The sequence below is a fragment of the Bacillus sp. 7894-2 genome (assembly GCF_002272225.1).
Taxonomy (GTDB): domain Bacteria; phylum Bacillota; class Bacilli; order Bacillales; family Cytobacillaceae; genus Cytobacillus.
This window is the reverse complement of record NZ_NPDG01000031.1, coordinates 1-26,425: the sequence shown is the minus strand read 5'-3', so window position 1 is coordinate 26,425 and position 26,425 is coordinate 1. Positions and strand designations below refer to the sequence as shown.

The window sequence follows — 26,425 nt, the reverse complement described above, 5'->3', positions numbered from 1 at the left end:
GTAAAAATTGAGTAAATAAGTAAAAATGAGAAAATACTCATGTATCATAATGAGGAATAAGACCTTCAAAAGAGAGCATTACCACTCTTTTTGGACTAGAATTATTTTTCAGACAAATCTCAATAAATAAACTTTTGTTGTTATAATTGTAAATATTGGGTAATCATAGTACCCTTTTACTAAGAATATTACGAACTCCGAAAAAAAGGAGAAGATATATGAAAATCAGGAAGAGGAAAAGTTCAGGTCTCTTTTCTATCGTTCCTTCAAAAAATCACGGCAATACTCAGCAAGAGAACATAGATTCCTTTAAAGCCATCTACAATGATTATTCCGACGCCGCTTTTTTAATAGAGAAAGAGGGAAAAATAATCTATGGCAATGAAGCTTCTCAGATTTTGTTCGGATATATGGAAGATAGAAAAGAGCCATTTACCAACTACTTCATTCATAGTGACAGGGATTCAATTAAAATGTGTTTCCAGCGAACCATTATGGAAGGAAAAGCACAGCGGGGCAGCTTTTTTGGCATTCAAGCAGGTCAAATTGCAGATATTCAGGCCACCTTCACCCCCGCCTTCAATGGAAGTAATATTTCAGGAGCCTATCTGACTCTTCATGTTCCTGAACAGCAGACAGCCTTATTAGAATTTCATAATGATGAACTCCAGCGTGAATTGTCAGAGCTTAAAGAGCGAAAAAAGAAGATCCTAGAAAGCATTGACGCGGGAATATGGGCTTTCGATATAGGCGCGCAAAGATTTACAGTTTGTTCTGAAGGCATCCGGAAAATAACGGGCAGAGAAAATGCCGACTTCCTGACAGGTAAAGTGACTTGGAAAGACCTTGTATTCAAACAGGACCTTGAAAAATATGAATTGAGCCAGTCACTGCTTTCAGAAGGAAAACAGATACGGCATGAATACCGCATTACCCTTCCAGATGGCTCTCTGAAGTGGGTGAGTGATCAAACAATTCCAACACTGGATGAGCATCAGAATTTAATCCGCCTTAATGGAATTATTACGGATATTAACGATCATAAAATTTTGCTGCACAAGGTTCAGCATATAAGCTATCACGATTCACTGACGAACCTTCCGCTGAGAAGGCTGGCAGAGAAGGAAATCCAAAGACTTTTACTGAAAAGCGAAAAATTCGCCATTTTTTATATAGGTATTGACCGTTTTAAATATATCAATGATATTCTCGGACATACACTTGCAGATGAGGTGCTCATCCAAGTGGCAATCCGGTTTAGGTACTTTCAGGAAAAACGCTGCTTTGTTTCCCGAATTGCCGGTGATGAATTCATGATCATTTATCCGATTCATTCAAAAGAGGAAGCCATTCAGGGTGCGGAAGAAATACTAAGCAAACTAAGCAAGCCTTTTCGGATCGATTCGTACGAAATTCCACTCCAGGCTTCCATTGGAATCAGTACGTTCCCTGATGATGGAGATACCCATATTGATTTGATCAAGAATGCGCATGCCGCTCTTCACCGGGGCAAGGAAGCCGGTGGACGAAGCATTCAAGTTTACACAAAAAATAATGATCAGAAAACGAAAAGAATATTTGAAATTGAAAGCGGCCTGCAGAAGGCTTTAAATAAAGAAGAATTCATTCTGCATTATCAGCCTAAAATGGATATTCAAAGCGGCAGAATGATTGGCGCCGAGGCTCTCATCCGCTGGCAGCACCCCGAGCTCGGACTCTTGTCACCAGGGGAATTTATTTCTATCGCTGAAAAAACCGGATTAATTCTGGATATCGGCGACTGGGTCATCAAACAAGCATGCGTCCAGCTGAAATTATGGATGAATGAAGGCCTTCCAGTTGTGCCCATTTCCATTAACATCTCACCACAGCGCTTTTTGAAATATGACTTGGTCAACTATATTACGCGCACATTGGAAATTCTTCAAATTCCGCCTGCCCTGCTTGAGCTGGAAATCACCGAAACACATTTTCTCTATAATGAAGAAAGAGTAAATTCCATTATCCAGGAGCTAAGAAAGCTTGGGATCCGGATTGCACTCGATGACTTTGGTACAGGATTTTCGTCTTTAACACATATAAAAGACTTCCAGATTGATACTCTTAAAATAGATCGATCCTTTATAAAAGAGATTGAAACAAATAAAAACCATGCCATCCTTGTCGAATCCCTTATTTTCTTATCAGAACGTTTGGGAATCGACGTCATTGCAGAGGGAGTCGAAACACAAAAACAGCTCGAATTCCTTAAGCGCACGCAATGCCAGTATGTGCAGGGGTTTATATTCAGCAAGCCGCTGCCTGTTGAGGATTTTGTTCGTTATCTTTAGTAGAGTGCCCATTCCTGATAGGGATGGGTTTTTGCTTTTAGCGCGGGGATAGGGTTCTATTTGCAGGTTTGCTGGATCTATTTGCAGAAGTTCAGTGTCTATTTGCAGGATTTTTGACTCTATTTGCAAATTTGCTGGTCTATTTGCAGGTTCGCTGATTCTATTTGCGGCGTTCACAATTAACCTAGAATTCTCCCTTACAAAAAGAGAGTCTCCCACACAGTTTTGCAATTTTGCTGGATCTATTTGCAGAAGTTCGGTGTCTATTTGCAGGATTTTTGACTCTATTTGCAAATTTGCTGGTCTATTTGCAGGTTCCTCATTCTATTTGCAGCGTTCACCTATTAAGAAAGCAATCTCCCAAACAAAAAAAGAACCTCCGCTCGGGAGATTCTCTCATTTTATTATTTATATACTTTGATTGTCACTGTCTTGCTGCCCCATTGAAGGGCACGCTCTTTGTTCGGGATGAATACGTCAATTTTACTTCCTCTTACGGAAGAGCCTTTATCTCCCGCAATTGCTTCTCCATATCCTGGAACGTAAACTTTAGAGCCTAAAGGAATAACTTTCGGATCCACTGAAATAACCTTGGCATTCGGGTTCTTTTTCAGATTGATTCCTGTATAGGTAATGCCGCTGCAGCCCTTGCAGCTGGCAGTATAGGCAGTTGCTTTCACTTTAATTTCTTTATAAGCTTTCGTTGATGCAGCCTTTACAGCTGTCTTTTTAGGTGCTGCAGCTTTCGCTGAAGCTCCAGTAACTTTAAGCACTTGCTTTGGTTTAATTGTATCTGAAGATAATTTATTCCATGATTTGATTTGCTTTACGGTAACTTTATGTTTTTTAGAGATGGCCCAAAGCGTATCTCCCTTTTTTACTGTATACGTATTTCCTGCGGCTGAAGTGACATTGGAAAATCCAAACGATAGAAAAACAGCTGTGATTAGATAGATTACTAATTTCTTCATGATATCTCCTTTATGTCCCTTGATAGGAACATATTAACATCGTTAGATAACAGAAAGATGTCAGTAAAACTCTATTTCCGTTACAAATTAAGATGATTTTAATATATTTGTAATAAAAATTACCAGATTTGCATTCGGATTTTCCTGCAGAACCAAATAAGACACCTTTTCCCGCTTGTACAGGTAAGGTGCCCCAATTTAATAGGCAAAATTGTGACTGCCGATTTGTTTAATGACTGTTCTAGTAAATATCCATTGATCCGAAGCTGTATAAGGATTGTAATAATAGACGGCACCGCCAGTGGGGTCCCATCCATCAAAGGCATCTTTTACTGCCTGATAAGCTGTAGCATCAGGCTGCAGCCAGTATTGGCCGTCATTCACAGCTGTAATGGCATTCTTTTGGAAAATCACATTGGAGAATGTATCCGGAAATTCATTTGACTCCATGCGATTGAGAATGACAGCGGCAACTGCCACTTGGCCTTCATAGCTTTCCCCGCGCGCTTCCCCATAAACGACATGAGCCAGCATGTCCACATTTCGAAGCATTTCTGCCGTGTTAACTCCCACTATGCCATCAGCGGCTAAACCGAAGTCATACTGAAAGTTTCTTACTGCATTCTCTGTTACCGTTCCATAATACCCTGTATGGTCTGTATTAAAATAACCAAGCTTTTGTAATGCTGATTGAATATATGTAACTTCCGGGCCTGCTGAGCCACTCTTTAAAACAGCTGCCTCTGCTTTCGGCTGGCTGAAGCTCAGCACAAATACCATTGCGACAGCGGCTGTAATCCATTTTATGTATTTCATTTGGACACTCCTCTTTATGTATTATGCTGGTGCTTCGAGCTAGACTTCCCTCCTTTAAATAAGATAATAATCACCTTTGCTAGTTTCCCTATAAACCCGTTTGAAAACTCGGTCAAATGGTTTAATTTCTCTTACGGGACAATTTATGTCCTTCGTTTAGGGATTTTGCCACGGATTCCTTCAGATTCTTCCTAACAGTGAACACCCTTACCAGGCTAACAGTTCCTACTACCAAGCTTGTAGTGGGCTTTCACAATTAAGTTTTAGCCCAATGCCAGGCGCACACAAAAAGTTGGGTACCTCTTGGATACCCAAACTCTCTTCTTTTTGCCGAAAAGTTTAATCTATTCATTATGTCCCCGAATACTATATATTCACCATGTTTTTGCATGCTTGTGTATCGGAACGAGAATATGATTCATTGAAAAATGGTTATTTGTCATAAGAAACCAACATTAACATAGTATCACTGCACGCATTTATATGGTTAAGTGTGATTGTAATTAAATTATCAGGAAGGTGATCAAATGCGGGGTAGTATCAATTCTTATGAAAAGAAGGTAAGATCTCAGAATGGGGAAGATGGAATCATTGAAGAGCTATTTTTACGAATAGGGACAACAAATAAATATTTTGTGGAAATTGGCGTACAAGATGGATCAGAATGCAACACCGCCTATCTATCCTTATTCAATAATTGGTCAGGTCTTATGATCGAAGGGCATGAAGAAAATTATAAAAGGTTAAAGGCTAACTTTTCCAACCATAAGTTTGTAAAAACAGTACATCAATTTGTGACGAAAGATAATATTTCATCAATATTCAAACATAATTATGTTCCTGCAGAATTTGACTTATTGTCGATTGATATCGATGGTAACGATTACTGGGCTTGGAATGCTTTGATAGAATATAAACCACGAATAGTAGTCATAGAATATAATGCATCTTATCCTCCGCCTAAAAAAATGGTGATACCATATAATCCAAATTTTGTTTGGGATGGAACATCTTATTATGGAGCCAGTTTAACTTCTCTTTCGGAACTTGCAAAGAAATTAGGGTATGCTTTATTAGGAACTGATTTGAGGGGAGTCAATGCGTTTTTTATTCGTAAGGATTTGGTTGCCCTTTCCGGATTCCAAGAATTAACTCCGGAACACGGATATCATCTTCCTACTTATAACAACGGCCCCCTGGGAGGACATCCATGGAGAGATTGCCCTATATTAGAAATATAATAGGGGCTTTACCAAAACATGTTCTTAAATGCGGAAAACTTCTAGATTACTAATTTGTTGGAAGAAACCTTCTTTATGTTAAGTATTTGAAATTGTGTTCAAGGTATAAATACCCCCGTTTTTAGGGAGGGACGAGCACTTGTCCCTTTGTCCCCATTAATCTATAATCTTTCCCAAAAAACTCTCGCCCTCCTCAGTAGCAGGCAGTCCAAAAAACTCGCTAAATGTCGCTCCAACATCAGCCATTGAATTGCGCTTCCCGATGTTAACCGGTTTTACCCGCTTACCGGCAGCGAGGATCGGGACGTATTCTCTCGTATGGTTGGAATGGCCGATGGTTGGGTCGTTGCCATGGTCGGCCATGATCATGATCAAGTCGTCCTCTTCCATCTTGGGCAGGAATTCTGCGAGCCACTGATCGGTTGTATTGAGCAGCCTCGCATACCATTCTGTATCTTCGGCATGTCCTGCCAAATCGGTTTCCTGTACATTTACCAGAAATGCCGCATCCTCTTTTTCTTCTAAATAAGCACTCTCCAAAGCTTGTAATACTTTTTCAGTATCGACAATTGGTTCTGTAGGTCCTTCACCATGTAAAACATCTGCCGTTTTGCCAATCCGGTGGACTTTGAGGCCATGCCGGGCAGCGATCATTGGAAATTGTCCGTCTATGTTTACGCCGTAGCCCATGTGATAGACTTCATAGCCTTTGCCGTACACCTTGGCCTTTGGGGCATCCACTCCCCATTGGCCTGGATTTTTTTCATGGACAACTGACAGGATATGTTCAATGGTTGTATAGGGTCCTCCAAATGCAATAACACGGCTGGTGTCTACATTCTGGCGGACAATTTTCCCGACTTCCTTTAATTCCTGGAAAGGCATTTTATTAAAATCAGCAGTTAAATTGATGATGTTTCCCAATGAAGATTCGAGATTATCCCCGATCACACAGGCACTATTCACTAATAGCACCGGCCGGTCTTTCCATGGGTATTCAACCACATAGCCTGCTTCCGTTAATGCCTTGGCCAGATCTGGATGAATATCTTTCATCAGTCTTTTATTTGAGCGCTTCGGGCAGCTCCCTGCAATTTCCTGATGCCCGAGGTATGTGTCTGCCCCGTGATGGGCCAATGCCGAGAAGCCGTAAGCATTGGCAGGGGCTTCCTTCCCATCCACAAGCGCTCCCAGCCCAAGCCTATATAGAGTTGGTATTTCTAAAAAAGCAGCAGATTCCCGGATATGCTTATAGGTATTGGCCCTGCAGTCAGAAGGGCTGAACTTTCGGCAATCCTCCATTGCGCCGATTCCAAAGCTGTCAATCACCAGCAGAATTGCTTTTGCCATCCTTACCACTTCCTCTCAAAGTGAACCAGTTCCGGCTTTCCGCTTTGAATTCCTTTTACCAGGGCAATATGGGCCCTTGTGACGAACACCTGAGTGCGGAAAGAGAAAACAGCTGTATCGCCTTCAGATATCTGAAAGCTGTCCGGCTTTTCAATCGCACCATAGTAATCAATCGCTTCAGGAGCCGGTTCGATTGCTTTTACATACTGGTTCAATATGTTTTTTTCATCATTTCCGACCAGACACCCTGTTAGATTGGAGCGACCGTAGTAGCCGCCGCCGATGACATAATAATTCTCCTGATCCTGGTGGGACACTTCCGTTACATATACAATGGCCGGTTTCTCGGGGAGATCCCGGTATGCATGCAGCGGGGTCGTTCCGGTAAGGGCATGTCCCGGTTCTCCATGTGTTACACCTTGTTCTGCCAGGAACGGTATGGTTTCACAGCTGGTCGCACTTGGGCCGTTTACCTGTTTTACTGTAATGCCCTTTTCTTCCAGAGCCTCTTTTGCTTTTAAAAGAGTTGTAAGGTTAGGCGTCGGTTCCATGCTTTTCTTATCTTTAGATAGCTGAAAGTTCGGGAAGGTCGTGACGCCTGCTATGTTAATCCCGGGAAGTCCGGCCAGTTCGTGAAGCTCTTCATCCAGCTTTTCCAATTGAAATCCTCCCTGCTGTCCGGGATATATCATATCGTCTTCTGCATACACCCTTAGAAGTACATCCTGCACCTTTCCTGTCTGAACAGCCGCATCGGAAAGCTGTCTGGCACGTGCAAGGGAAAATAGGGTAATGACCTCAGGATTCCATGACAGCACTTCCTGCCACTGATTTTTTCCTGGCTGGACCAGGTGCCCGACGTTTCCCATTTTCACGCCGCCTTCTGCCAGTGTTTTGGCTTCGTCGAATTCAACAGCAACCGCCTTTTCGATGCCATGCTCTGCAATAAACTGACCTATAATTGGAAGTCTTCCAAGCTGCTTGCTCATGAAATAAAGCGTAAAGTCATGGTTTTTTGCCGTTTCCGCCATAGCTGCAACATTCTCTCCGAGTATATCGAGGTCAATCACATACGTATTCGGGGGTATCTGACCGCTTTGATGCAGGGTGACACCCGATTGAATAAGCTTAGGATTTCTGCGCTTTGTTACATCTAAAAACATGGAAGTTTCCCCCTTTATTTACGGGTATCAAAGATGCTGCACTTCTTTTGCAAGAGGTATCACTTTTTCGAGAATGCCGATGATCGTGTTCGCTCCTGATTTCATCGGATTGATGCGCAGCCCATAATCCTTCAGCTCAGGCTGTGCTTCCAAAAAGCTGCCGGAAACTCGGTAAATCATCGGAATGATTTCATATTTTGATTCTGCCCCAACCGGATGGGTGGCCGCCCCATGCTCATCACTGATGCTGATCACGCTTTGGGCAATCGGATCTTCGAGCTCTACAATGACGTTCTTGGATTGTGCATTCGTCATGTAGGCGGCGCGAATTCCGTTCACAGCGCCTTCATTCAGACGGCGGCAGAGCTCTTCCACCTGCTCATTCTGAATAGCCAGCGAGACAGGCGCGAAGGTCATCATTCTTAACAGCTCCATGGCTTCGTAGCCCTGAACCTGGCCGCCGCCCGAGTAGTTATAGTGATGGACCCGTTCGATGGCGTCTTTCTTGCCGGCAATGACCGCAATTCCTTCCGGCCCGAGAAGCTTGAATCCGGAAAAGGTTGAGTAATCCGCCCCTAATTCCACGCCAATCCCCTTTGTCTTCAATGCGCAGTAATTGTCATCCACGACAATTGGAAGATCCGGTCGTTCTTCCTTCACAGCTTTGATGACTTCTGCCAATTGGTAATGATCTGCTGGCTGCTGGCGGGCATGCTGAATATAGAACACTTTAGGATTTTGATTAGTCCTGATAGCCGTTCTTATTTCCTCAAGATGGTTGTAATCTGCCTGGACTGTTTTAATCCCTAAAATCCTTAACGTTTCCTTTGTTGTCGTGTAAACAGGGGCCGTATGAATAAACATTTCATCTCCAGGAGACAAAAGCATGCTGAGAATATTGCGGATCGCACCTGTTCCGGCTCCCCTGACAAGAGCACAGTCTTCTGTTTCAAAGAAATCAGCCAGAACTTTTTCCACAAGGTAGGTCTGTTCCGGACGCTTATATATTGGGGAAACTCCAAGGTCTCCCATCGAAAGAAATTGCCTGCCCTTGAAATGGCGGCTCATTCTGTCTACCAATTTGAATTGTTTTTCCTGTGCTTCCTGTATGGATAAGCTCGGCAAAACTGAATTTGCATACTTTAATTGGGCTCTGTTGTATGTGGACACTATGATCGCTCCCTTATTGAAAAAGCTCTGGATGGATTAACGGTCAGGAATTGATGAAGGATGCTTTCAGGAACTCCTGATTTCTTCAATTTTGGAATAAACGACTCAAGCACAAGACCGTAGCCCGGGCCTCCGTGCTTCTTCCAATGCGATTTACGGGTTAAGTCTGCTGAAAGAAGAATTTGCTTTTCATATCCGCGGTTTATAAAATCAAGAAGGAAGGCAGCTCTTTCTTCATCGGGACGGTAATTATTTTTCCCAATCGTATCAAACGCGATATAGGCTCCTGTTTCCAAAACAGCGAGAACTTCGTCTTTATTCGGGTTGAGGTCCTGATGGCCGATGATGATCTGATCAGCCGGCAGGCCATGCTTCGTCAGCAGCTGCACCTGCTCAAGCCCGAGTGTTCCGAGCGTTGTATGAGTGGTCACCGGAAGGCCGGTTTCGGTACCGGCCATGGCGGCACCAATTAACAGCTCACGTTCGATCGGCTTCATTTCATTTTTGCTTGTGCCCACTTCCCCGATGACACCCGGAAGTATGCCCGTATCAGCAATCCCTTCCTTGGCTTCTTTTATAAAATGCTGTGCAAACTGCTCCGCGTTCCAGCCGTCGGCAAAATCCGGGATATAAGGATCTTTATAGAAGCCTGTGCATGTAATAAGGTGAACTCCTGTTGCCTCGCTCAGCCTTTTTAGCACAAGAGCATCCCGGCCCATGCCGTCATTTGTCACTTCCACCATTGACCTTCCGCCGAGACGGTAAAAATCCTCCAGTTCCTTACGCATGCCCTGTTCATCATCCAGAATCGTATCCGGATCTTTTTTTACCCGCGAAAGATCAATGGAGAGATGCTCGTGAGCCGAGCAAATCCCCAATTCTTCCGGAGCAATTTTTCCAAGTACGGTTTGTATCATGGCTGTCCGCTCCGTTCTCTTTGTTTTTTTACTGAGGTATGTTCATGATGCCTAGTGCAACCAGGATATTGGCGATGATTCCGACTGCAATGGCACCCACAGGGCCGACTGCAATGCGGACAATCGGGCGTCCTGCTGCTTCATTCAGCAGATAGAATCCGGCAATGAAGAAGAATCCGAACCCTGGTGCAATCGCATTGGCAGCATTCGCTCCGCCGATTAATAGGGCTACTTCCAAAAGCTTGGTCATCGCACTGCGGATATTTTCCCCGGAATTACGCACACCGGGATATTTATCAAGGAATCTCGCAATTGAGCTTAATAGCATAACTTCAATGAAAATAATAATGACACCGCCGATTAAGGCTACCCAAACATTCGGGGAGAAAAATCCGACGACGAAGATGAGAGTGAAACCGACCGGACTGTATACACCTGTTGCGATCGCTGTACTGGCAACAAGCGGAATAAAGCCGAGCGCACGGGCAGCCGCTGCAATTCCGGCATCTGTTGATTTACCCTCTGCTAATAGATTTAGAGAGATCGGGTCTCCTGCCATGATCCATAGATTCGTAGCAGCGGCAATGAGACCGCCAATAATCATAAAGAACACAACATTTTTTCTGATTTTAGCCACTTTATCACTGAATACAGCAGCAAGATCGATGGAGGAGCCTTCTTCTGCTTTTTCCTTCATGGCAAAAACAAGCAGGAAGATCATTCCTGTGATAAGGGCCATTCCTTCCTGGTTCAGTGTTACTGTCGTGCCTGAAATCGTCAGAACTCCGCTTTCATTCAGCCAGACAGCAAGCTGACGGATCAATGCAGAAACGATAAAGGTTATGACCCCTTTTTTAACGCTGAATTGCATGGCCACCGCAAGTGCCGGGAATGCCATAAAGGTAACGACGACCGGTGTTCCGACCGCTCCCATTGCTTCAAGGAAATTAAGCGGCAGATAATCGAACAGCTTCACAAAGCCTTCGAGCCCGATTAACAGCCCTGCTCCATAAGCACCGCCAATTACCGCCGCAAGCGGTGTTCCCCATTTATTTTTCGGCGTCAGCAATCCGATAATATCTGTTCCCAGCAGGATACTGTGAACGAGAATGATACTGGCCGAGAGTGTAAAAGGTATTCCAAATCCGATTACAAGTCCGAAGCTCATCGCAAAGGCAGTGAAGGCAAGGTCCCTTCTCGTCATTCGCCCTTCAACGTGTTCGGAGACAATTGGACGAAGCCCATCATTGAAAACGGCAATGTTCATATTGGCCAAGACAGCAGCAACGGCACCGATCAGGATAATTAATGTCATTTCCATTTCTTTTTCCCCCTTAATTAAAATGGATTAGCTTTTATTTTTTAACGCTTTGATAATCATAGGCACTGCGGCTTCTTTGTGGTCAGCTGTAAAACCAAATGCTTTCTTCCCTTCGCTGACAGCGGTTACAATTTTCTCCTCAACAGGCTTTTTCCCCGGCATAGAAACCGTCTCACAGTTTGGCTTGCCGAGAAGGGCAATCGCCATGGCTAAAGCACCGCCGCCTCCTGTGTGGCAGGCACCTACATAATAATCTGCCTGTCCTGTCTTAACGGCCATCGCTGCTTCCAGATCGGATTTGACCATCGTTGTTATGCTGCTGTCAATCTCCTTTATTAAACTCTCAATCTCTTTTTTATCCACCTGTCCGCCAACTACAATTTTCATCTTAAATTCCTCCTTTGTTGATTTGCAGTACATTTGTGTAATGTATGAGCAGAAAATCGATTTCCTCTTGGGGGAGCTGATTCTTCCATTGCTGCTGTACAAAATCGATTTCCTTCAATGCTGTGGATGCTTCCGGTGACTGTTTGACTTCATCCAGCAAGGCAGGATGGGGAGCTTCAACCTGTTCACCCTTTTCAATTCTCGTCAGAGCTGTCGGCAAATGGGTGAAAAGCATTTCCGCCCCGTCAATGGCAGCCTTTTTCAAGTGTGACTGCAGATTCATAAAAGCTAATGTCGTTATATCAGCGGCTTTTGTGCTGACAACAGACGAGCTTACTAAGATATCCATTCTTTCTTTGAGCTGGTTTATATCCATTGATTTAACCCCTCCAAAATACAGTATTTAGTATATTAATGCTGCTAAGAAACTAGAACTTCAGTTTCTTAATAGTGCGGATATTTTTTCCCTTCCTCTACCAGCCTTTGGATCTCTTCCACTTTATTAAACTGGAGTAGCTGGATTTGTTCCCTGATATTTGTTCTTTCACTTTCGATGACAATGGCTGCTGTGGTTGCTTTTACGGCCAGTTCCTTTGCTCTTTTCGATTTAAAATCTGAGGAGGCAAACGTTTTTAGTGCTCTCGCTTCATCTGCATTCCAGACCGCCGCATCAATAGTGCCGTTTTTCAGCATATTGAAAAGCTGCATATAGTCTACTTTTATCAGTTCAACCTTGTGCTCTTCACATTCAAGAAGAGTGATATTGGCCTGATCGGCAGATGAATAGTCGATTCCGATTTTCATGCCATCTTTGATATGTCTGTTTTTGCTATCGGAGAAAAAGACTTTATGGGATGTTACATAGGTCTCCGGTCCAAGAGTATGGAGAATTTCCAGTCCGTCAAACTCCTCTACGGCCTCTTCTGCCGCCAGCTGGGACATGATCGCAAAATCGTAGCGCCGGGTTTTTAATGATTCGATCCGCCTTCTCGCCCCTCTCATGTAAGCAAGGCCAGACTTCTTGTTGATTTCCTCAAAGCCTTCGACAATGCCAGTCGCCAATCCTTCATATTTGCGGGAATAAGGCAGCGGCATAACCCCCATTACCGGTCCGATGCCGGCAATTTCGTACAGCAGGTTGATGTCCCTTTTTTTAAGAAACGTTCCCAGATGCCCTCTGGATTCAAGCGAGATGGCATGCAGATCCTCCAGCACTCTTAATGCCCCCTGCACAGTCCCGCGGCCCAGGGATAGCTTGTCTGTAAAATCACTTACCCGGGGGATTCTCTCTCCCTCCGAAAACTGAATAAGCTCCTTCGCAATAAACTTGGCAGCCAGCCCATTCTTTGAATATAAACTTTCCCAAATACGGCTCATATTGTAATACCTCTTTACTTTTATCAATATACGGAAAACTGTATATTATTAGTTTAGCTGGTATGGGGGATTATTTCAAGAGTTTTCTAAAAACGGTGACAGGCACCACCCGAATTTTGTCGAATTAAAGGAATTCTTCCTCCAAGGAGAGAATACATATAAGGAGAATTATGAAAGGAGAATATAGAATGACACGCCCTAAAAGAATTTGGAGTCCCGACCATTACCACCATGTGGTCAGCCGCGGTAATTGGAGGGCTAACTTGTTTGAAGATGATTTAGACTTTATCTCATTTTTGAATATCCTTCACTACACTCATCGTTCTTCCAGCTTCGAAATTGCAAGCTACTGTCTAATGTCAAACCACTATCACCTCATGATAAAAACTCAAGATGCCTCACTTTCCAGGGTAATGAGAAACGTTAATAAATATTACGCTGATTACTACAATAAAAAATATCAAGTACAGGGACATTTATTTGAGAAACGATTCTTCAGTAAGCCTATTTATGATCTCTATGGGCTGCTGGAGGTTAGCCGCTATATTCACTTAAATCCGGTTGAAGCAAATATTACGGATGCTCCCCAAAATTACCGCTGGTCAAGCTTCCCCTTCTATTATTACCCACACCAGCAATCACCTGATTTCCTTAACCTCATGCCAATAATTGAACTTTTTTCCGGAGAAACCGAAAGTATGCAAAAACAAAATTACTGCAGATGGATGGTAAAAAACCTTAAAATTGAACAGCTCAATAAATAATCTTTCACTATAGCAATAGTGATTAGTGGTCTATAAACTGGTACAGGTACCTGTCACCCAAAAAAGAAAGCTGCTATAAAAGCAGCTCCGTCACTTCGTTTCATCTATAATATGCTTTTAAAGCTCCTTGCCTGCTCATCCAGTTTTCTTGCTGCTTCCCCGATATCTTTAAATGAGGATACCGCCTGTTCATTGAGAAGTTGATTTTCAGAGATGCCTGACTGCGATTGCAGGGTAGCGTCACTGATTTTGTTAATTTCACTAGATATTCCTTCAATATGGGCGTTGACTTCCTGGATGGAGTCCTGCACCCGGTTTGCGAGCTTTCGCACTTCGCCGGCAACGACATTGAAGCCTCTGCCATGCTCGCCTGCACGCGCGGCTTCTATTGCTGCATTTAAGGCGAGCAGGTTGGTTTGCGCCGCTATTTCCCGGATCGTTTTTACGATGCTGCCGATAGATTGTGCCTGTGATTTGAGAGAATGGAGGATTTCCAGGTTCCCTTTGGACTCAAGAACGAGCTTGCCAATTGCCTGAGCGGCCTCTTCACTTCTTGCAATTCCAGCTTTTGCTTTTTCACTAAGGGCTTCTGACATTTCCTGAAGCTGGTATGCCACCTGTGCTGTATTCGTTTCCCGCTCCGTTATATCAGTAGCAATCTTCACAACACCGGCGATCTTGCCATCCTCCCCGAAGACCGGTGTGTATGTAGCTTCCAGCCAGATGACATCTCCTTGTTTCGTCACACGCTGGATTTTTTCCTGAAAGCTTTTGCCATTGCGCAGATTTCTCCAAAGCGCCTGATATTCCCTGCTGGCTGCAAACTCAGGTGTGCAAAATTGCTTATGCAGCATATTTGGCATCTCTTCTGCCCGATATTTCACGGTGCGGGCAAAATTCTCATTTGCCCAGAGCACTTTCCCGTTCCCATCAAATTCAATCATCGCCAGAGAATTTTCAATTGCAGCCAAAACAGCTTCTTTTTCCAGAACCTGTGTGCTTTTAACATGATTAGGCTGATACGTTGTAAGCATGCTCTTCCTCTTTTCAAAAAAAGTTTGTCAGAACATATCCTTACAAAAGAACGGGTCCCCTGTAAGTGCTGGCCGGTTGGGCTACTAGCTCGAATTCATTCAAGCGCCCAAATTACCTTGAATTCTCATTGCTTCCAGCTTGTTCTTTTTATATGTCTATAGTACTAGTATCGGGTTGGCATCACAATTTTGAATGCTCTTCATTTGTACTGAATTTTCAAATAATTAAATATTAAGACCCATGATTCCCATATTTAGTAAAAGTAGAATGATAATGTAAGAGATTATGAAGAAGGGATGGATTTATCTGAAAAATAAGCTGATCGCGTTATCTTTAGCTTCTGTTTTAAGCTTTTCACTTTTTCCGGAGGGCAGTTTTGCGGAGCAAACTGCTGTGGAAAACCAGGCGATCATACCTGGTGCGCACACAGTAACAGAACAATACTTTGACGGCGCCGGCAACAACTGGCTGACCACTAAGAATCCCCAGCAATATCAGCAGGCAACCCTTTACGGCAATATTGGCCTGGCTCCTTATCTATGGGGAAATGCCGCAGAAGGAACCGGCTGGCACCAAATGTACAAGCCTGCTTCTGTAACAGGGACTCAGGTAAATGGTGTTTTTGAAGATGCCCAGTTTGTCATCAGGGTTCCGGATCACTGGAATGGCCGGCTGGTTGTTTCAGGAATTCCGGCGACAAGAAATGAAACGTCGACCGATCTGCTTTTCAGCGATTATGTCCTGGAAAAAGGATATGCTTTTGCTGCGATCGATAAGGGCACCCAGGGTGAGGCTGATTCGGCTGATCCATTGGCAAAAGTAAAGAATGCTTTAGTCGATGATAGTGTAGCAGAATGGCATCAGCGGTTCCGCCAGGTTACGAAAGCCGCACAGCAGTACTTAGTCAGCCATTATTCGGATGGGCTGATCGATCCGGCGGATTCTTCTGACCCGGCGAGCGATTTAGTATCGGCAGAGCATAAGATTCCTACATATGCAATGGGAATTTCCAATGGCGGATACGTCGTGCGTTATGCTCTTGAAAATGATGATCCGGAGAAAACCGGAGAACCGCGGCTTTTTGATGGAGGAGTCGACTGGGAAGGTGTTCTCTGGACGGAGAAAAAAGAAAACTTGATCAGTTCCCTGACCACTGTTGTGAACAATGCTGAGGAAGCTTTGTACGGCAGCGGCAAAGACCAGCAAAAAGCGGTTAAAGAGCTATACAAAGCAGGCTTGCCAAAAGGGTCGGAAAAACTGTGGGCCTACCATGATCAGGTATACTGGTTTGTCTCGCTGAATATCTATCGGGACCATTTCGATCCGGAAGCACCAGGCCGGACGGATTGGAGCAATTTCCTGAACTTCGTTAATGGCGTGAGAGATCGTTCCTATGATCCTATTTTTGAAGATTATAAGTATGTGACCCGGCCGAAGGAAGTGAAAGAAAATATAAAGGCGGTGGCCAATACGGGCGATATTGATGTGCCGCTCATCTCTTTTACAGGTTCTCTTGATTCGCTGATTTTCCCGGAGATCCATGCAAAGGGATATCAAAAGCTGGTCAAGAAAGCCGGAAAGCAGGATTTGCACCGTATGTACAGGATCGAGAACGGGAACCATGTAGACAGCCTTGTCTGGAACGCGGGGACTGATCCGGATCAGGAACTTCAGCCTCTGTTGCCTTATGCTCACCAGTCATTCGATTTGCTAGTTGACTGGGTGGAAAACGGAAATGAGGCCCCTGCGAGCAAGACGGTTGATGCACCGGAGAACCCTGTGAAGGTTGTTGATTTGAAAACTGGGCAGGAACGGGATCCTCGTTAAAATAACCTATCAAAGTGCTGCCCCAATCGTTATTGATTGGGGTTTTTATGCTTTTAAGTAAATAAGCAACGCATTCTCGCTCGGTTTCGGACTCTGGAGGACAAATAAGTGTTCTCTCTGAGAGAAGGTTACCCTCGGGTCCGAACACAAATTGATGGTTTCACGTTCTTTCTGTCTGAAGTCCCCTGGGCTTCAGACTCTAAGTGATAATTTCATGCTCGCGTGTCTGAAGTTACCCCGGCTTCAGACTCAAAGTGGATAATTTCTGCTTTCTCTGTCTGAAGTTGCTCCAAGTTCAGACTCAAACTACATCACTTCTGCTCATTCGGTCCGAAGTTAACCCAGATAAATCTGCTCATCCCTCCCAAAACACCCTCTCATTTCATCGAAGAACCTTCCGGCTTCCCGCCATCAGCCACATCACTACCGGAACCAGTCCAAAGGAAACCACGGTAATCCCCGTCCAGCCTCCGGTCTGCCATACCAGGCCGGCAAGCGTCCCACCGGTTGCGACTCCAAGATAATAGCTTACAAGATAGAGGCTCGAGGCACCGGCTTTGTGATGGGCAGCGCGCTCATTTACAATAGCCGCCATCAGTGAATGCGCCACAAAGAAACCCAGACAGGTCAGGCATAGGCCTATCACAATTACCGATAAAGAGTGCACATTTGTAAGCAAGGTCCCTCCTATTAAAATGACAGTTCCAACCGAAACCAGTGTGGTTTGCCTGAAATAAGAGGATAACCTTCCGCCCAGAATGGAGCCTACTATACCAAAGCTGTACGCCAGGTAGGTAAAAGAAATATTTTTTACAGAGAGATTAAAGGGGTCCTGTTCGAGATAAAAAGGCAGGTACGTCCATACTCCTGTAAACGAGAATTGGAGGAGGATCCCCATCGCGAAGGCAGGGAAAAGCTTCGTATTTCTCAGATGCGAGGCCATTCCTGACAAGTCTTTTTGTACAGATCTTTTACTGGGACTAAAATAATGAGATTTTGGCAGAGTTATAAAATAAATGATGAATAGCAAAATGGAAAATCCAAACAGGCAGTAGACAGAAGTCTGCCAGCTGGCCATATCTGCAATGTACCCGACGAAGATGCGGCCGGCCATTCCGCCAATGGCATTCGCTGCAATATACATGGTGATGCCGAGGCTGATGCTGCCTGGAGCGAGTTCCTCCCCTATATAGGCGATGGCTGCTGCGGGCAGGCCCGCTATACAAAAGCCCTGCAGGAAGCGAAGCACCAGAAAGGTTTCAAAATTAGGCGCAACGGGCAATAGCACCAGCGGAATTATGGTGCAGACAAGTGTGAAATTCATAATGGAAACCCGTCCGATTCGATCAGACAGAAATCCGAAAAATAATAATCCGAAAATCATAGAAACTACAGCAGCAGACAGTGATAAACCGGCTGCTGCAGATGTGATGTCAAATGAATCTGCCAGCAGCGGCATAATCGGCTGCACAAAGTATAAATTGGCGAATACTAAAATGGATGCACTTGTCATTGCAATCATCATTTTTTTGAAGCCTGCATCCTTCAGCGAATATTTATTTGATTCCTGTTGTCGAGCTTGTACGGCAGTCATTTTTTCACCCTGTTCCATTAAAGCGTTAAATTCATCTTACCATTTCCTTTAAAAGGAATCGAAAATTTCCCCCTCTCGATTCCCATTAAGAACTTCCCTCAACTTTTTTTGAAACAGCGCGCACCTTCATTCCAGCTGTCCAAAATGTTATAATAAAGGAATGTACTTTACAGGGTCGACTAACCCGTTTTACGGGAGCCCTGTTCTAAATAGATTCGACAAAATTCGGGTGGTGCCTGTCACCAATAAGGAGGTATGAACATGATTCCGGAGCGGTTTTTGGAGCCTTTGGAGTTTGCAGCGAATGAGCTGAAGGGGCTGCTGCGGGCTGAGAATGAGGAGGATGTGCGCCTGGTGCAGAAGGGGCTGATGCTTTTTCGGCAGGGGCTTGTGTATCAGCTGCGCTTTGAAGGTGATAAGGTGTCGGCGACCGTACAGGATGTGACTCCCGCAAAGGTTGAGCTGGATCTTGAGTTCATTCATTTGAGTGAGTGTTCCTGTCCGGCCGAAGGTTTTTGCCGCCATCAGACTGCTGTCTTTCTGCAGCTTCTCTCTAAAGCCAGAAGTGTGTCCATGTGGATTGAAGAATGGCGGAAGCCGATCAAGGAAAAGCAGACCGCCAAGAATTGGGGGCTTCAAAAAGCAAAGGATCTTTTAAAATCCTCCGGCCAGATGAAGGCGGATTATGATCGCTGGATTGCTTCATTCGACGAAAGCTTTACCGAGCTGATGGAAAAACAGGGAGAGCCCCGTCCTTATGTCCTGCCTGAGCTTTTCCATGTGTATCTGCGCCGCATGAAAGCGGGAGCACCGGTGGAGCAGGAATGGAAGCTTCTTTACCTTCTGATCGGCTATGTTTTTTCTTTTAAAAAGCTGATGGCGCTGAGCAGGAAATACGGCCATGGCGAGGAATTGATTGACCGCTACTACCGCCATCTTTATCAGTCCCTTATGGAAGATTCCGCCCAGATCATGAATAAACTGTCGGTGCACTCCCTCCCCTTCGCGTTCGATCAATTTATTGAAAAGCTGAAGGATGATTCTGCCGGACTGATCAACGGTTCCTTTGGGATGGAGTATGAACGAACCCATTTATATCGGCTGTTATGGACGCATTTTTTCAAAAAGAAAGAATGGCGTGAAGCAGAGATCGAAAGGCTGGAATCCTTCGTCAAAGAAGAGGCAAACATGCCGTCAGTGGCTGGTTATGTGCATCTTCAGATTCTTGAACGCAATGATGAACAGGCACTCCGTGTTCTAAATGTGCCGAATGACTTAATGACACCTTATATGATTTACTGGCTCGATTACTTTGCAGCCAACAAAGACTGGAACCGGATGGGCCCGTATGCAGAAGCATTTATCCATAAATTACGTGATTATCTGAAAGAAATTGATGACTATTACGCCTGCATGGATTTTACCCGGATGTCCGTCAAGGCGATTTCTCCTTATTGTCTGGAAAGCAGCAAAATGGATTTGTACGAGAAAGCCCTGATGGAGACGCTGCCGTACAGCTATAATGACTATGAATATTTGCTTTTTGAAAAAGGTGAATTCATGAAATGGGCAGATCTGCAGGCCTTTATCGGCTTTGATCTTGATTCTCTTGGCAAGGACCGGATCAGGGAAATCAGCAAAAAGGAGCCCTCCATCCTCCTGCCGCTTTATCATCAGTCCATCACAGGCCATATTAATATGAAAAACAGAGATCATTACCGCGAGGCCGTTCGGAAAATGAAAAAGCTTCGCACGCTGTACAACAAGCTGAAACGCCAGGAAGACTGGCAGCTTTTTCTTGAATTGCTGCTTGAAAAAACGAAACGTCTCCGCGCCTTTCAGGAAGAATGCAAAAGGGGTAAGCTAATCGATGCTTAAAACGAGATTTCTTCATGTGAAAGTGAAACCAATAAACAATGACCGCTACCTGATTTTTGCTGTCGATGAAGAGGGTCGCCTTCTTTCTCCGAAGGAATGGAAGCCGCTTCTTTTTAACCATCACAGGGAAAGCTTTTTCGGAACCATGCTTGATGCTGCAGAGGCAGACGGCATTAAAGGGATCTCTGTAAGCGGATGGCAGCTGGTCACCCTTTTTGCGGCAGAACAATTCAACCGCTTGATTGATTGGAGCTGGGATGAAACGGCCGAAATTCTGCTGGCCTCCTCTCATGCTCTTTATGATTCGATTGTGGACCAGGAATGGATGCCGGATTTCGCAGCCTGGGAACAAGGTCATTTCCGCTGGGCACTGCCGGAAAGTGTAATCACCGAATTCGGCGCAAACTTTTGGGAGCAGATGGTAGAAGACTCTCCAGTCAGGGAATTTATCGGGGATTTATTTCACCGCTCCCTTGATGGCTATATGAATCAAAACCAGGATGCGAAAGCGCAGTTCGGTGAAAAGCTTGAAGCCCTGCGGAGTGAGCATCTCTCACCGCGCGACCTAGCAGCTTATTTTGACGAAGAAAGCTGGCAGGAATGGATAGGGGTTAAAGCAAATGAAGCTCCTTTTTCAATCGGCCTTAAGCTGGAAGAGCCCGGGAATATTAATACCAGCTGGGATTTGACGATCTTTCTGCGCGATAAAAAGAACCCCGATGTATTTGTCGATTACAGGGATTATTCGAATTATCCGCATGACTGGCATGATTATGAGGATTCAATTGAAAAAGAGATCCAGCGCTGGCTGGAGCTTTTCCCATGGCTTGAAGGCAAGCCCGGCGAGATTTCGACTATGCTGACGGAAGATGAAGCCTGGACTTTTCTGACAGAGGCAAGCGAAACCATGCTGGCACTTGGCGTTGAAATTCTGCTTCCATCGTGGTGGCAGGCAATGAAGAATGCAAGCCTGAAGGTAAAAGCAAAAGTGAAAGGAACAGGAGGCCATCGTCCTTCGTTTGTCGGGCTGCAGTCGATGCTTGATTATGATTGGCGCTTCAGTATGAATGGCGTTGACTTAACAGAGGAAGAATTCCGGGGCATGGTAGAGGAAAAAAGACGGCTCGTCTACGTTCGCGGGCGGTGGATTAAGCTGGATCCCCATTTTGTCCGCCATATCCAGGATTTAATGAAGAAAGCGGAAAAAGAAGGTTTGCATGTCCGCGATTTGATTGAGCAGGAACTTATGGCTGACGGGAGCACCCAGGAAGACGATCTGGATAATCCTAAAACATTTGCCCGGATTCAGATTGAGCTTAACCGCCAATGGAAACAGATGGTGAAGCAGCTCCGCGATATTAAAAACCTTCCGCTTGAAGAGGTCCCGGCAAGCTTCAAGGGTGATCTCCGCCCTTACCAGAAGCTTGGGTTGAGCTGGCTGCTGTTTTTGCGCCGCTATGGGTTTGGCGCCATTTTGGCAGATGATATGGGTCTTGGAAAAACGATTCAGCTGATCTCCTATCTTTTAAGAGTTAAAAAGGATGAAGACAGCGGCCCATCTCTCATCGTCTGCCCTACATCTGTTCTCGGCAACTGGCAAAAGGAAATCGAGCGATTTGCCCCTGGCATGAGCGTATATCTTCACTACGGATCCAACCGCCTGAAGGGAGAAAGCTTTTCTGAAAAAGTAATGGAGTCTGATATTGTGCTGACATCCTATGGACTAACCCATATGGATCTGGAGGATTTTGAAGCAATTGAGTGGAGTTCCATTTCAATTGATGAAGCCCAGAATATTAAAAATGCGCAGACAAAGCAATCGAGAGCTGTCCGGAAGTTAAAGGGCAAGCACCATATTGCCCTCACCGGAACGCCGATGGAAAACCGTTTGACCGAGCTCTGGTCCATTTTTGACTTTACGAACCACGGCTATCTCGGCAGTCTAGGGCAGTTCCAGAAGCGCTATGTTCTGCCGATTGAGAAGGATGACGACAAAAATAAAGTTAAGCAGCTGCAGGCCTATATCCGCCCCTTCCTTCTCCGCCGCACGAAAAAGGATGAGGATGTGGCTCTGAATCTGCCCGATAAGCTTGAGCAGAAGGAATATTGCCCACTGACTGCTGAGCAGGCTTCCCTATACGAACAGCTTGTCCAGGATACATTCGCACAGATCGAAAAGCTGTCAGGTTTTGAGCGCAAAGGCCTGATTCTGCAGTTATTAAGCCGCTTAAAGCAGCTGTGCAACCATCCGGCCCTTTATTTAAAAGAAGAGAAGCCTAAGCATGTCCTTGAGCGTTCTGTAAAGCTTGAAAAGTTAAGCGAACTTGTCGGCGCTGTTCATGAGCAGGGAGAAAGCTGCCTGATTTTTACCCAATATATTGAAATGGGGAATATGATCGCCCGCCTGCTGAAAAAACAATTCGGATTCGACGTGCCGTTTTTAAACGGAAGCGTGCCAAAGCACGAACGGGATTCTATGATCAGCCGTTTTCAGAATCATGAGTTCCCGGTATTCCTGCTGTCTCTTAAAGCCGGCGGAACCGGTTTGAATCTGACGGCAGCAAACCATGTTATCCATTATGACCGCTGGTGGAATCCTGCCGTGGAAAATCAGGCGACTGACCGCGCCTACCGGATTGGGCAAAAACGCTTTGTTCATGTCCATAAAATGATTGCTACCGGCACACTCGAGGAAAAAATAGATGCTATGCTTGAAAAAAAGCAGTCCCTTAATGATCAGATTATTACGAGCGAGAACTGGATTACCGAGCTTTCAACTGATGAGCTGCGGGATCTGGTTCACCTGACATAGAGTTGATTCAGTCTTCAAGTCCTTGATATGCATAAAGGCTTGAAGGCTGTTCTTTTATTTTTGCATATTCCGGCTTATTGGGTTTTTGCGTCAGAAACGTGACTTTGCTGCCTTCTTTTATAATAAAACAGGATAGCAGCTGGTATGTAGGTTTCTTGTCCCCGGCGTTAATTGCCACCTGGCTTAATAAAAAGTTAAACTTGTAGTGAATAGTTCGTTCCGTATCGTTGAACATAAGTGAAGTATGGCTTCTTAGAGGAATTCTTTGATAGGATTTGTTATTCTGGAGCTTAATGAGCTGAAGCGCATCAAAGAAGCTTGGCTGATGATTAGTATTTAGACTTTTATTTTCTGTTTGAAAATACAGGTACCCGGTTTTATCTCCTTTTCCCACTAAATCCCCTCCTTTTCATTATTTTCAAAAAATATATTCGACATATTCCGTGAAAATCCTCCCTGGTTCTTAATACCTATTCAGCGATATTTATTATTCGTGAATATTAATCACGTTTAATAGTGTGATCACCGTTCACAAACAGCCTTTTTACACTTTATTCCCGCTAAGTTAAAAGAAAGAAAGCAAATGGCGGTGAAAAGGATGTCTTTACCTGAAATACTGAAAAAGTTAAGAACGGATCGAAAATGGACTCAGGATTTTGCTGCAGAAATGCTGAAAGTGGATCGCTCAACCATCAGCAAATACGAAACAGGCAAGGTCACCCCCACTTACCAAACCCTCGTTCACATGGCAGAAGTGTATAAAGTGAACAAGACCTTACTGACTGATGAATTGGAAAGCCCATCCTCCTACTCAGCGGACAAGTCCGTATTAAAAGAAAACCCGGATGATAAAGATATGGAGATGATCCGGGAAATCATCGGCCACTATCCGGACCTGAAAAAGGCTCTTCTGGACATATACACCTTTAACGAAAAGAAAAAAGCCCTCGCTGTGAGAATGATTAAGCACAACATTCATGCATTAAAGGAATTTTAGGTTATTCGACAAAATTCGGGCGGTGCCTGTCACCATAAAAATAACCCGGCACACGAGTACCGGGTTCCAATTTGGGGAAGTTTTGGGGATATGATTGATTTTCTATAGGGAAGGAATATGTGTGGACAGCTGGATGAGGGATGCCGTCAATTCATGATGGAGAAGCGTTTAGGTGTTTGCCGCTCTTGTGTATGGCTGTTTTGCATGACCGTTTCACGGATAAGCGATTCAAGCTGGAGGACCCGTTTGTTCAGATCATCGACTCTGTGGTTTGATTTTCCGAGCATTTTGATGAGGCTTTCGAGCATATATTCCATTGCCTTATCTCTTTCAGACACTTCATTCAAAACGGAAGCTCCTCCTTGGTTACAGTCACCGGAATGTCCTCTGTCTTCTTCCGTTCAAGAAAGCGGACGGATTCCGCAACCACCTCTGTTACATAAATGCGCTTCTTTTCCTGATTATCATAATGCCTTGTCTGGATCCGCCCGGTTACTCCAATCAGGGTTCCTTTCCGGCAATACTGGGATGTATTTTCAGCCGTTTTCTTCCATAAGGTGCACTGCACAAAGTCTGCATCGATTTCACCATTCTGGTTCCGGTACTGGCGGTTAACGGCCAGTGTCACATTTGTTACCGGAATGCCCTCCTGTGTCCTTTTCAGCTCAGGATCCTTTGTCAGCCTTCCCACCAGGGTCACTTGATTGATCATGGTATTCATCTCCTCTCTTTGATAGCCTTATCATAGCCGGAACTTCTCCCTTATGTAAAAAAGCGAAAATGTGTTTTTCAAAGTGCTTTTTCGGCAAAAACACCCTTAAAATTTAATTTTCCACCCCTTTTCAGCAAAAAATGACCTCGAAAATACAATTTTCAGCATTAATAAAAAGAAAATTCGACAAACTGTCAAATTCGCTTTCAGATTGGCCTGTGTTATAATTTTTTTAAACAACTTATTTTAGAGATGGAGGTAAGCCATGAAAACATTTAAACTTGTTTCTCTGCAATTGGTGGAAGAAAATGGCCTGATTGATATTGAACTGGATGACGGATTGATTATCAATAAAGAAGATGAAAAGAGCAACTGGCTTCTGGAGGCATTTATTGATAAGTCCTATCTTGAGTACTTCAAAAAGCGCGCTGATGATGAGGACGAGCTGACCATCCAAGTTGTTATTACCAAAAAAGAAAACGATCCAGCCGCATTCCAAACTAAAATTACCTCTATCAGCGAACTGGAAAACCATATCAGCATCCTTTTTGAGGGATCACTCAAAAGAACGAAAAATGATTACGCCGAATTGCTGCTTCAGGACCTCTTGGACAAGGGCTATACCGGCGACAATCTTCTCGATGAATTCAAGGTTAAGATGCAAGGCAAGCCGCGCCTGGCCACTGCAAAAAAGGATAACAAAGAAACTCCCGCTCAGTCATGACGGGAGTTTTTTTAGCTATTACTTATCTTTATTATCTTCATCCTGCATATCAAGCTTATCTTCCACAGCATCTTCGCCCGGCTCGTTGTTGTCTTCCATCATGTCGCCGTCATCATCTGTGTTGATGTCGTTGTCATCAGTGTTTTCATTCAGATCATTTGTCATATCGCCATCATTTACATCACCATTTTCCTCAGTGATTGTATCATCTTCCGGCGGCGGCTCCTGATCATCAGTAGCACAGCCTGCCAGTAGCATGGCGGAAAGAGCGGTCCCTCCGATAAGTGTTAAAAGCTTTTTATTCATCGTAAAAGCTCCTTTCAAAAGATGTATTGTTGACCTGCTGCATTGGTCTTCCTTTATATTTCCCAAAAACCGAAACAACTTGCATCTTTTTTTACAGAAAAAATCCCGCACATTGTGTACGGGATTACCAACTCTTATCTTTCAATCGCAAACATAATTTCCGCTTCCATCGCGACTTCGCCATCAACGGTCGCACGGGCTTTGCCTTTTCCGATTCCTCTGCGGACGGAAAGAAGTTCTACCTCCATGAGGAGTGTATCGCCCGGCCGCACCTGGCGCTTCCAGCGGCATTTCTCCACACCGGCAAAAAAGGCGAGTTTTCCTTTATATTCATCCAGTGACAGCAGCGCCACAGCACCTGTCTGCGCACAGGCTTCAAGCGTCAGGCATCCCGGGAATACATTGTAATTAGGGAAATGCCCATTGAACACTTCCTCGTTGGCACTTACATTCTTTTTGCCGACAGCCCTTTTTCCAGGCTCAAGCTCTTCAATGGAATCCACGAACAGGAATGGATATCGGTGAGGGATGATTTCTTTGATTTCTTCTACATTTAATTTCATATGTATCGCTCCCATGCATTATTTAGTACCAGATACTAATAGCTTATATTTATTTTACTAAAAAAATGATGATACGCAAAGTGCCAACAAGAAAAGCGGAAGCGCCTTGCCCACCCCCGACAAGCACAAGCCAATCCTCCCGGAAAGACGTTCTTTGCCTTTTTGGGAGG

25 protein-coding genes and 1 pseudogene are annotated in these 26,425 nt (G+C 44.5%); 8 read left to right on the top strand and 18 right to left on the bottom strand.

Features of this window, described 5'->3' with window-relative positions; translation table 11 throughout:
* The first annotated feature begins 218 nt into the window (after positions 1-218).
* Positions 219-2,330 carry a putative bifunctional diguanylate cyclase/phosphodiesterase gene (locus CHI10_RS05385; RefSeq protein ID WP_095243292.1) on the top strand — a complete coding sequence of 704 codons (2,112 nt, stop codon included), beginning with the start codon at positions 219-221 and terminating at the stop codon, positions 2,328-2,330.
* Between the two features lie 404 nt (positions 2,331-2,734).
* On the opposite strand, the gene CHI10_RS05380 is transcribed toward CHI10_RS05385, so the two are convergent.
* Both CHI10_RS05380 and CHI10_RS05375 read right to left on the bottom strand, forming a co-directional pair.
* Positions 2,735-3,301, bottom strand: a complete 567-nt coding sequence (locus CHI10_RS05380) for a LysM peptidoglycan-binding domain-containing protein (protein ID WP_095243291.1) — start codon at positions 3,299-3,301, stop codon at positions 2,735-2,737.
* 198 nt (positions 3,302-3,499) lie between these two features.
* On the bottom strand, positions 3,500-4,117 hold the full coding sequence (locus CHI10_RS05375) for a cell wall hydrolase (RefSeq protein WP_095243290.1): 618 nt from the start codon (positions 4,115-4,117) through the stop codon (positions 3,500-3,502).
* Between the two features lie 527 nt (positions 4,118-4,644).
* Here CHI10_RS05375 and CHI10_RS05370 point away from each other — a divergent pair.
* A complete protein-coding gene (locus CHI10_RS05370; protein WP_095243289.1) occupies positions 4,645-5,358 on the top strand; it encodes a hypothetical protein in 714 nt (237 codons plus the stop codon).
* Between the two features lie 156 nt (positions 5,359-5,514).
* On the opposite strand, the gene CHI10_RS05365 is transcribed toward CHI10_RS05370, so the two are convergent.
* The 8 genes from CHI10_RS05365 to yhfZ all read right to left on the bottom strand — a co-directional run bounded on the left by CHI10_RS05365 (position 5,515) and on the right by yhfZ (position 13,043).
* A complete protein-coding gene (locus CHI10_RS05365) occupies positions 5,515-6,708 on the bottom strand; it encodes a phosphopentomutase (protein WP_095243288.1) in 1,194 nt (397 codons plus the stop codon).
* Between the two features lie 2 nt (positions 6,709-6,710).
* On the bottom strand, positions 6,711-7,871 hold the full coding sequence (locus CHI10_RS05360; RefSeq protein WP_095243287.1) for a YhfX family PLP-dependent enzyme: 1,161 nt from the start codon (positions 7,869-7,871) through the stop codon (positions 6,711-6,713).
* 27 nt (positions 7,872-7,898) lie between these two features.
* The gene (locus CHI10_RS05355; protein WP_095243286.1) at positions 7,899-9,041 is read right to left on the bottom strand and encodes an aminotransferase class V-fold PLP-dependent enzyme; all 1,143 of its coding nucleotides are present in this window, start codon (positions 9,039-9,041) and stop codon (positions 7,899-7,901) included.
* A complete protein-coding gene (locus tag CHI10_RS05350) occupies positions 9,041-9,958 on the bottom strand; it encodes a phosphotriesterase family protein (RefSeq protein ID WP_095243285.1) in 918 nt (305 codons plus the stop codon). The genes CHI10_RS05355 and CHI10_RS05350 overlap by 1 nt, the downstream gene beginning before the upstream one ends.
* 28 nt (positions 9,959-9,986) lie before the next feature.
* Positions 9,987-11,279, bottom strand: coding sequence for a YhfT family protein (locus CHI10_RS05345; RefSeq protein ID WP_095243284.1), 1,293 nt, complete (start codon positions 11,277-11,279; stop codon positions 9,987-9,989).
* Positions 11,280-11,306: 27 nt separating this feature from the next.
* Entirely contained in the window at positions 11,307-11,666 is a 360-nt protein-coding gene (locus CHI10_RS05340; RefSeq protein ID WP_061792828.1) for a DUF2620 domain-containing protein, read from the bottom strand.
* 1 nt (position 11,667) lies between these two features.
* The gene (locus CHI10_RS05335; protein ID WP_095243283.1) at positions 11,668-12,042 is read right to left on the bottom strand and encodes a PRD domain-containing protein; all 375 of its coding nucleotides are present in this window, start codon (positions 12,040-12,042) and stop codon (positions 11,668-11,670) included.
* Between the two features lie 68 nt (positions 12,043-12,110).
* Positions 12,111-13,043: a GntR family transcriptional regulator YhfZ gene (gene yhfZ, locus CHI10_RS05330; RefSeq protein WP_095243282.1), complete on the bottom strand. Its 933-nt coding sequence runs from the start codon at positions 13,041-13,043 to the stop codon at positions 12,111-12,113.
* A 170-nt stretch (positions 13,044-13,213) separates the two neighbouring features.
* On the opposite strand from yhfZ, the gene CHI10_RS05325 reads away from it, so the two are divergent.
* The gene (locus CHI10_RS05325) at positions 13,214-13,807 is read left to right on the top strand and encodes a transposase (RefSeq protein ID WP_353615962.1); all 594 of its coding nucleotides are present in this window, start codon (positions 13,214-13,216) and stop codon (positions 13,805-13,807) included.
* Positions 13,808-13,911: 104 nt separating this feature from the next.
* Here the strand turns inward: CHI10_RS05325 and CHI10_RS22945 are convergent, their stop codons facing one another.
* On the bottom strand, positions 13,912-14,403 hold the full coding sequence (locus CHI10_RS22945; protein WP_441294255.1) for a methyl-accepting chemotaxis protein: 492 nt from the start codon (positions 14,401-14,403) through the stop codon (positions 13,912-13,914).
* A 42-nt stretch (positions 14,404-14,445) separates the two neighbouring features.
* A pseudogene (locus CHI10_RS22940) lies at positions 14,446-14,841 on the bottom strand (PAS domain-containing protein); the annotation flags it as partial.
* Positions 14,842-15,148: 307 nt separating this feature from the next.
* On the opposite strand from CHI10_RS22940, the gene CHI10_RS05315 reads away from it, so the two are divergent.
* A complete protein-coding gene (locus CHI10_RS05315; RefSeq protein ID WP_095243319.1) occupies positions 15,149-16,669 on the top strand; it encodes an alpha/beta hydrolase in 1,521 nt (506 codons plus the stop codon).
* A 382-nt stretch (positions 16,670-17,051) separates the two neighbouring features.
* On the opposite strand, the gene CHI10_RS05310 is transcribed toward CHI10_RS05315, so the two are convergent.
* Entirely contained in the window at positions 17,052-18,263 is a 1,212-nt protein-coding gene (locus tag CHI10_RS05310; RefSeq protein ID WP_095243318.1) for an MFS transporter, read from the bottom strand.
* Between the two features lie 261 nt (positions 18,264-18,524).
* Between CHI10_RS05310 and CHI10_RS05305 the strand changes: the two genes are divergently transcribed.
* Positions 18,525-20,141: an SWIM zinc finger family protein gene (locus CHI10_RS05305; protein WP_095243279.1), complete on the top strand. Its 1,617-nt coding sequence runs from the start codon at positions 18,525-18,527 to the stop codon at positions 20,139-20,141.
* A complete protein-coding gene (locus CHI10_RS05300; RefSeq protein ID WP_095243278.1) occupies positions 20,134-22,953 on the top strand; it encodes a DEAD/DEAH box helicase in 2,820 nt (939 codons plus the stop codon). The genes CHI10_RS05305 and CHI10_RS05300 overlap by 8 nt, the downstream gene beginning before the upstream one ends.
* 7 nt (positions 22,954-22,960) lie before the next feature.
* Here CHI10_RS05300 and CHI10_RS05295 read toward each other — a convergent pair whose 3' ends face one another.
* Positions 22,961-23,347, bottom strand: a complete 387-nt coding sequence (locus CHI10_RS05295; protein ID WP_095243277.1) for a hypothetical protein — start codon at positions 23,345-23,347, stop codon at positions 22,961-22,963.
* Positions 23,348-23,551: 204 nt separating this feature from the next.
* Between CHI10_RS05295 and CHI10_RS05290 the strand changes: the two genes are divergently transcribed.
* Positions 23,552-23,950, top strand: coding sequence for a helix-turn-helix domain-containing protein (locus CHI10_RS05290; RefSeq protein WP_179288960.1), 399 nt, complete (start codon positions 23,552-23,554; stop codon positions 23,948-23,950).
* 146 nt (positions 23,951-24,096) lie between these two features.
* On the opposite strand, the gene CHI10_RS05285 is transcribed toward CHI10_RS05290, so the two are convergent.
* Complete coding sequence (locus CHI10_RS05285; RefSeq protein ID WP_286137191.1) at positions 24,097-24,288, bottom strand: hypothetical protein; 192 nt, start codon at positions 24,286-24,288, stop codon at positions 24,097-24,099.
* A 5-nt stretch (positions 24,289-24,293) separates the two neighbouring features.
* Positions 24,294-24,662, bottom strand: coding sequence for a single-stranded DNA-binding protein (gene ssb / locus CHI10_RS05280; protein WP_095243274.1), 369 nt, complete (start codon positions 24,660-24,662; stop codon positions 24,294-24,296).
* Positions 24,663-24,927: 265 nt separating this feature from the next.
* Here ssb and CHI10_RS05275 point away from each other — a divergent pair, with 265 nt between their 5' ends.
* Entirely contained in the window at positions 24,928-25,386 is a 459-nt protein-coding gene (locus CHI10_RS05275) for a YwpF-like family protein (protein WP_095243273.1), read from the top strand.
* Between the two features lie 18 nt (positions 25,387-25,404).
* On the opposite strand, the gene CHI10_RS05270 is transcribed toward CHI10_RS05275, so the two are convergent.
* Together CHI10_RS05270 and fabZ are read right to left on the bottom strand one after the other, a co-directional pair.
* Complete coding sequence (locus CHI10_RS05270; RefSeq protein WP_095243272.1) at positions 25,405-25,692, bottom strand: hypothetical protein; 288 nt, start codon at positions 25,690-25,692, stop codon at positions 25,405-25,407.
* Positions 25,693-25,826: 134 nt separating this feature from the next.
* On the bottom strand, positions 25,827-26,255 hold the full coding sequence (gene fabZ, locus CHI10_RS05265; protein WP_061792847.1) for a 3-hydroxyacyl-ACP dehydratase FabZ: 429 nt from the start codon (positions 26,253-26,255) through the stop codon (positions 25,827-25,829).
* Positions 26,256-26,425: the final 170 nt, after the last annotated feature.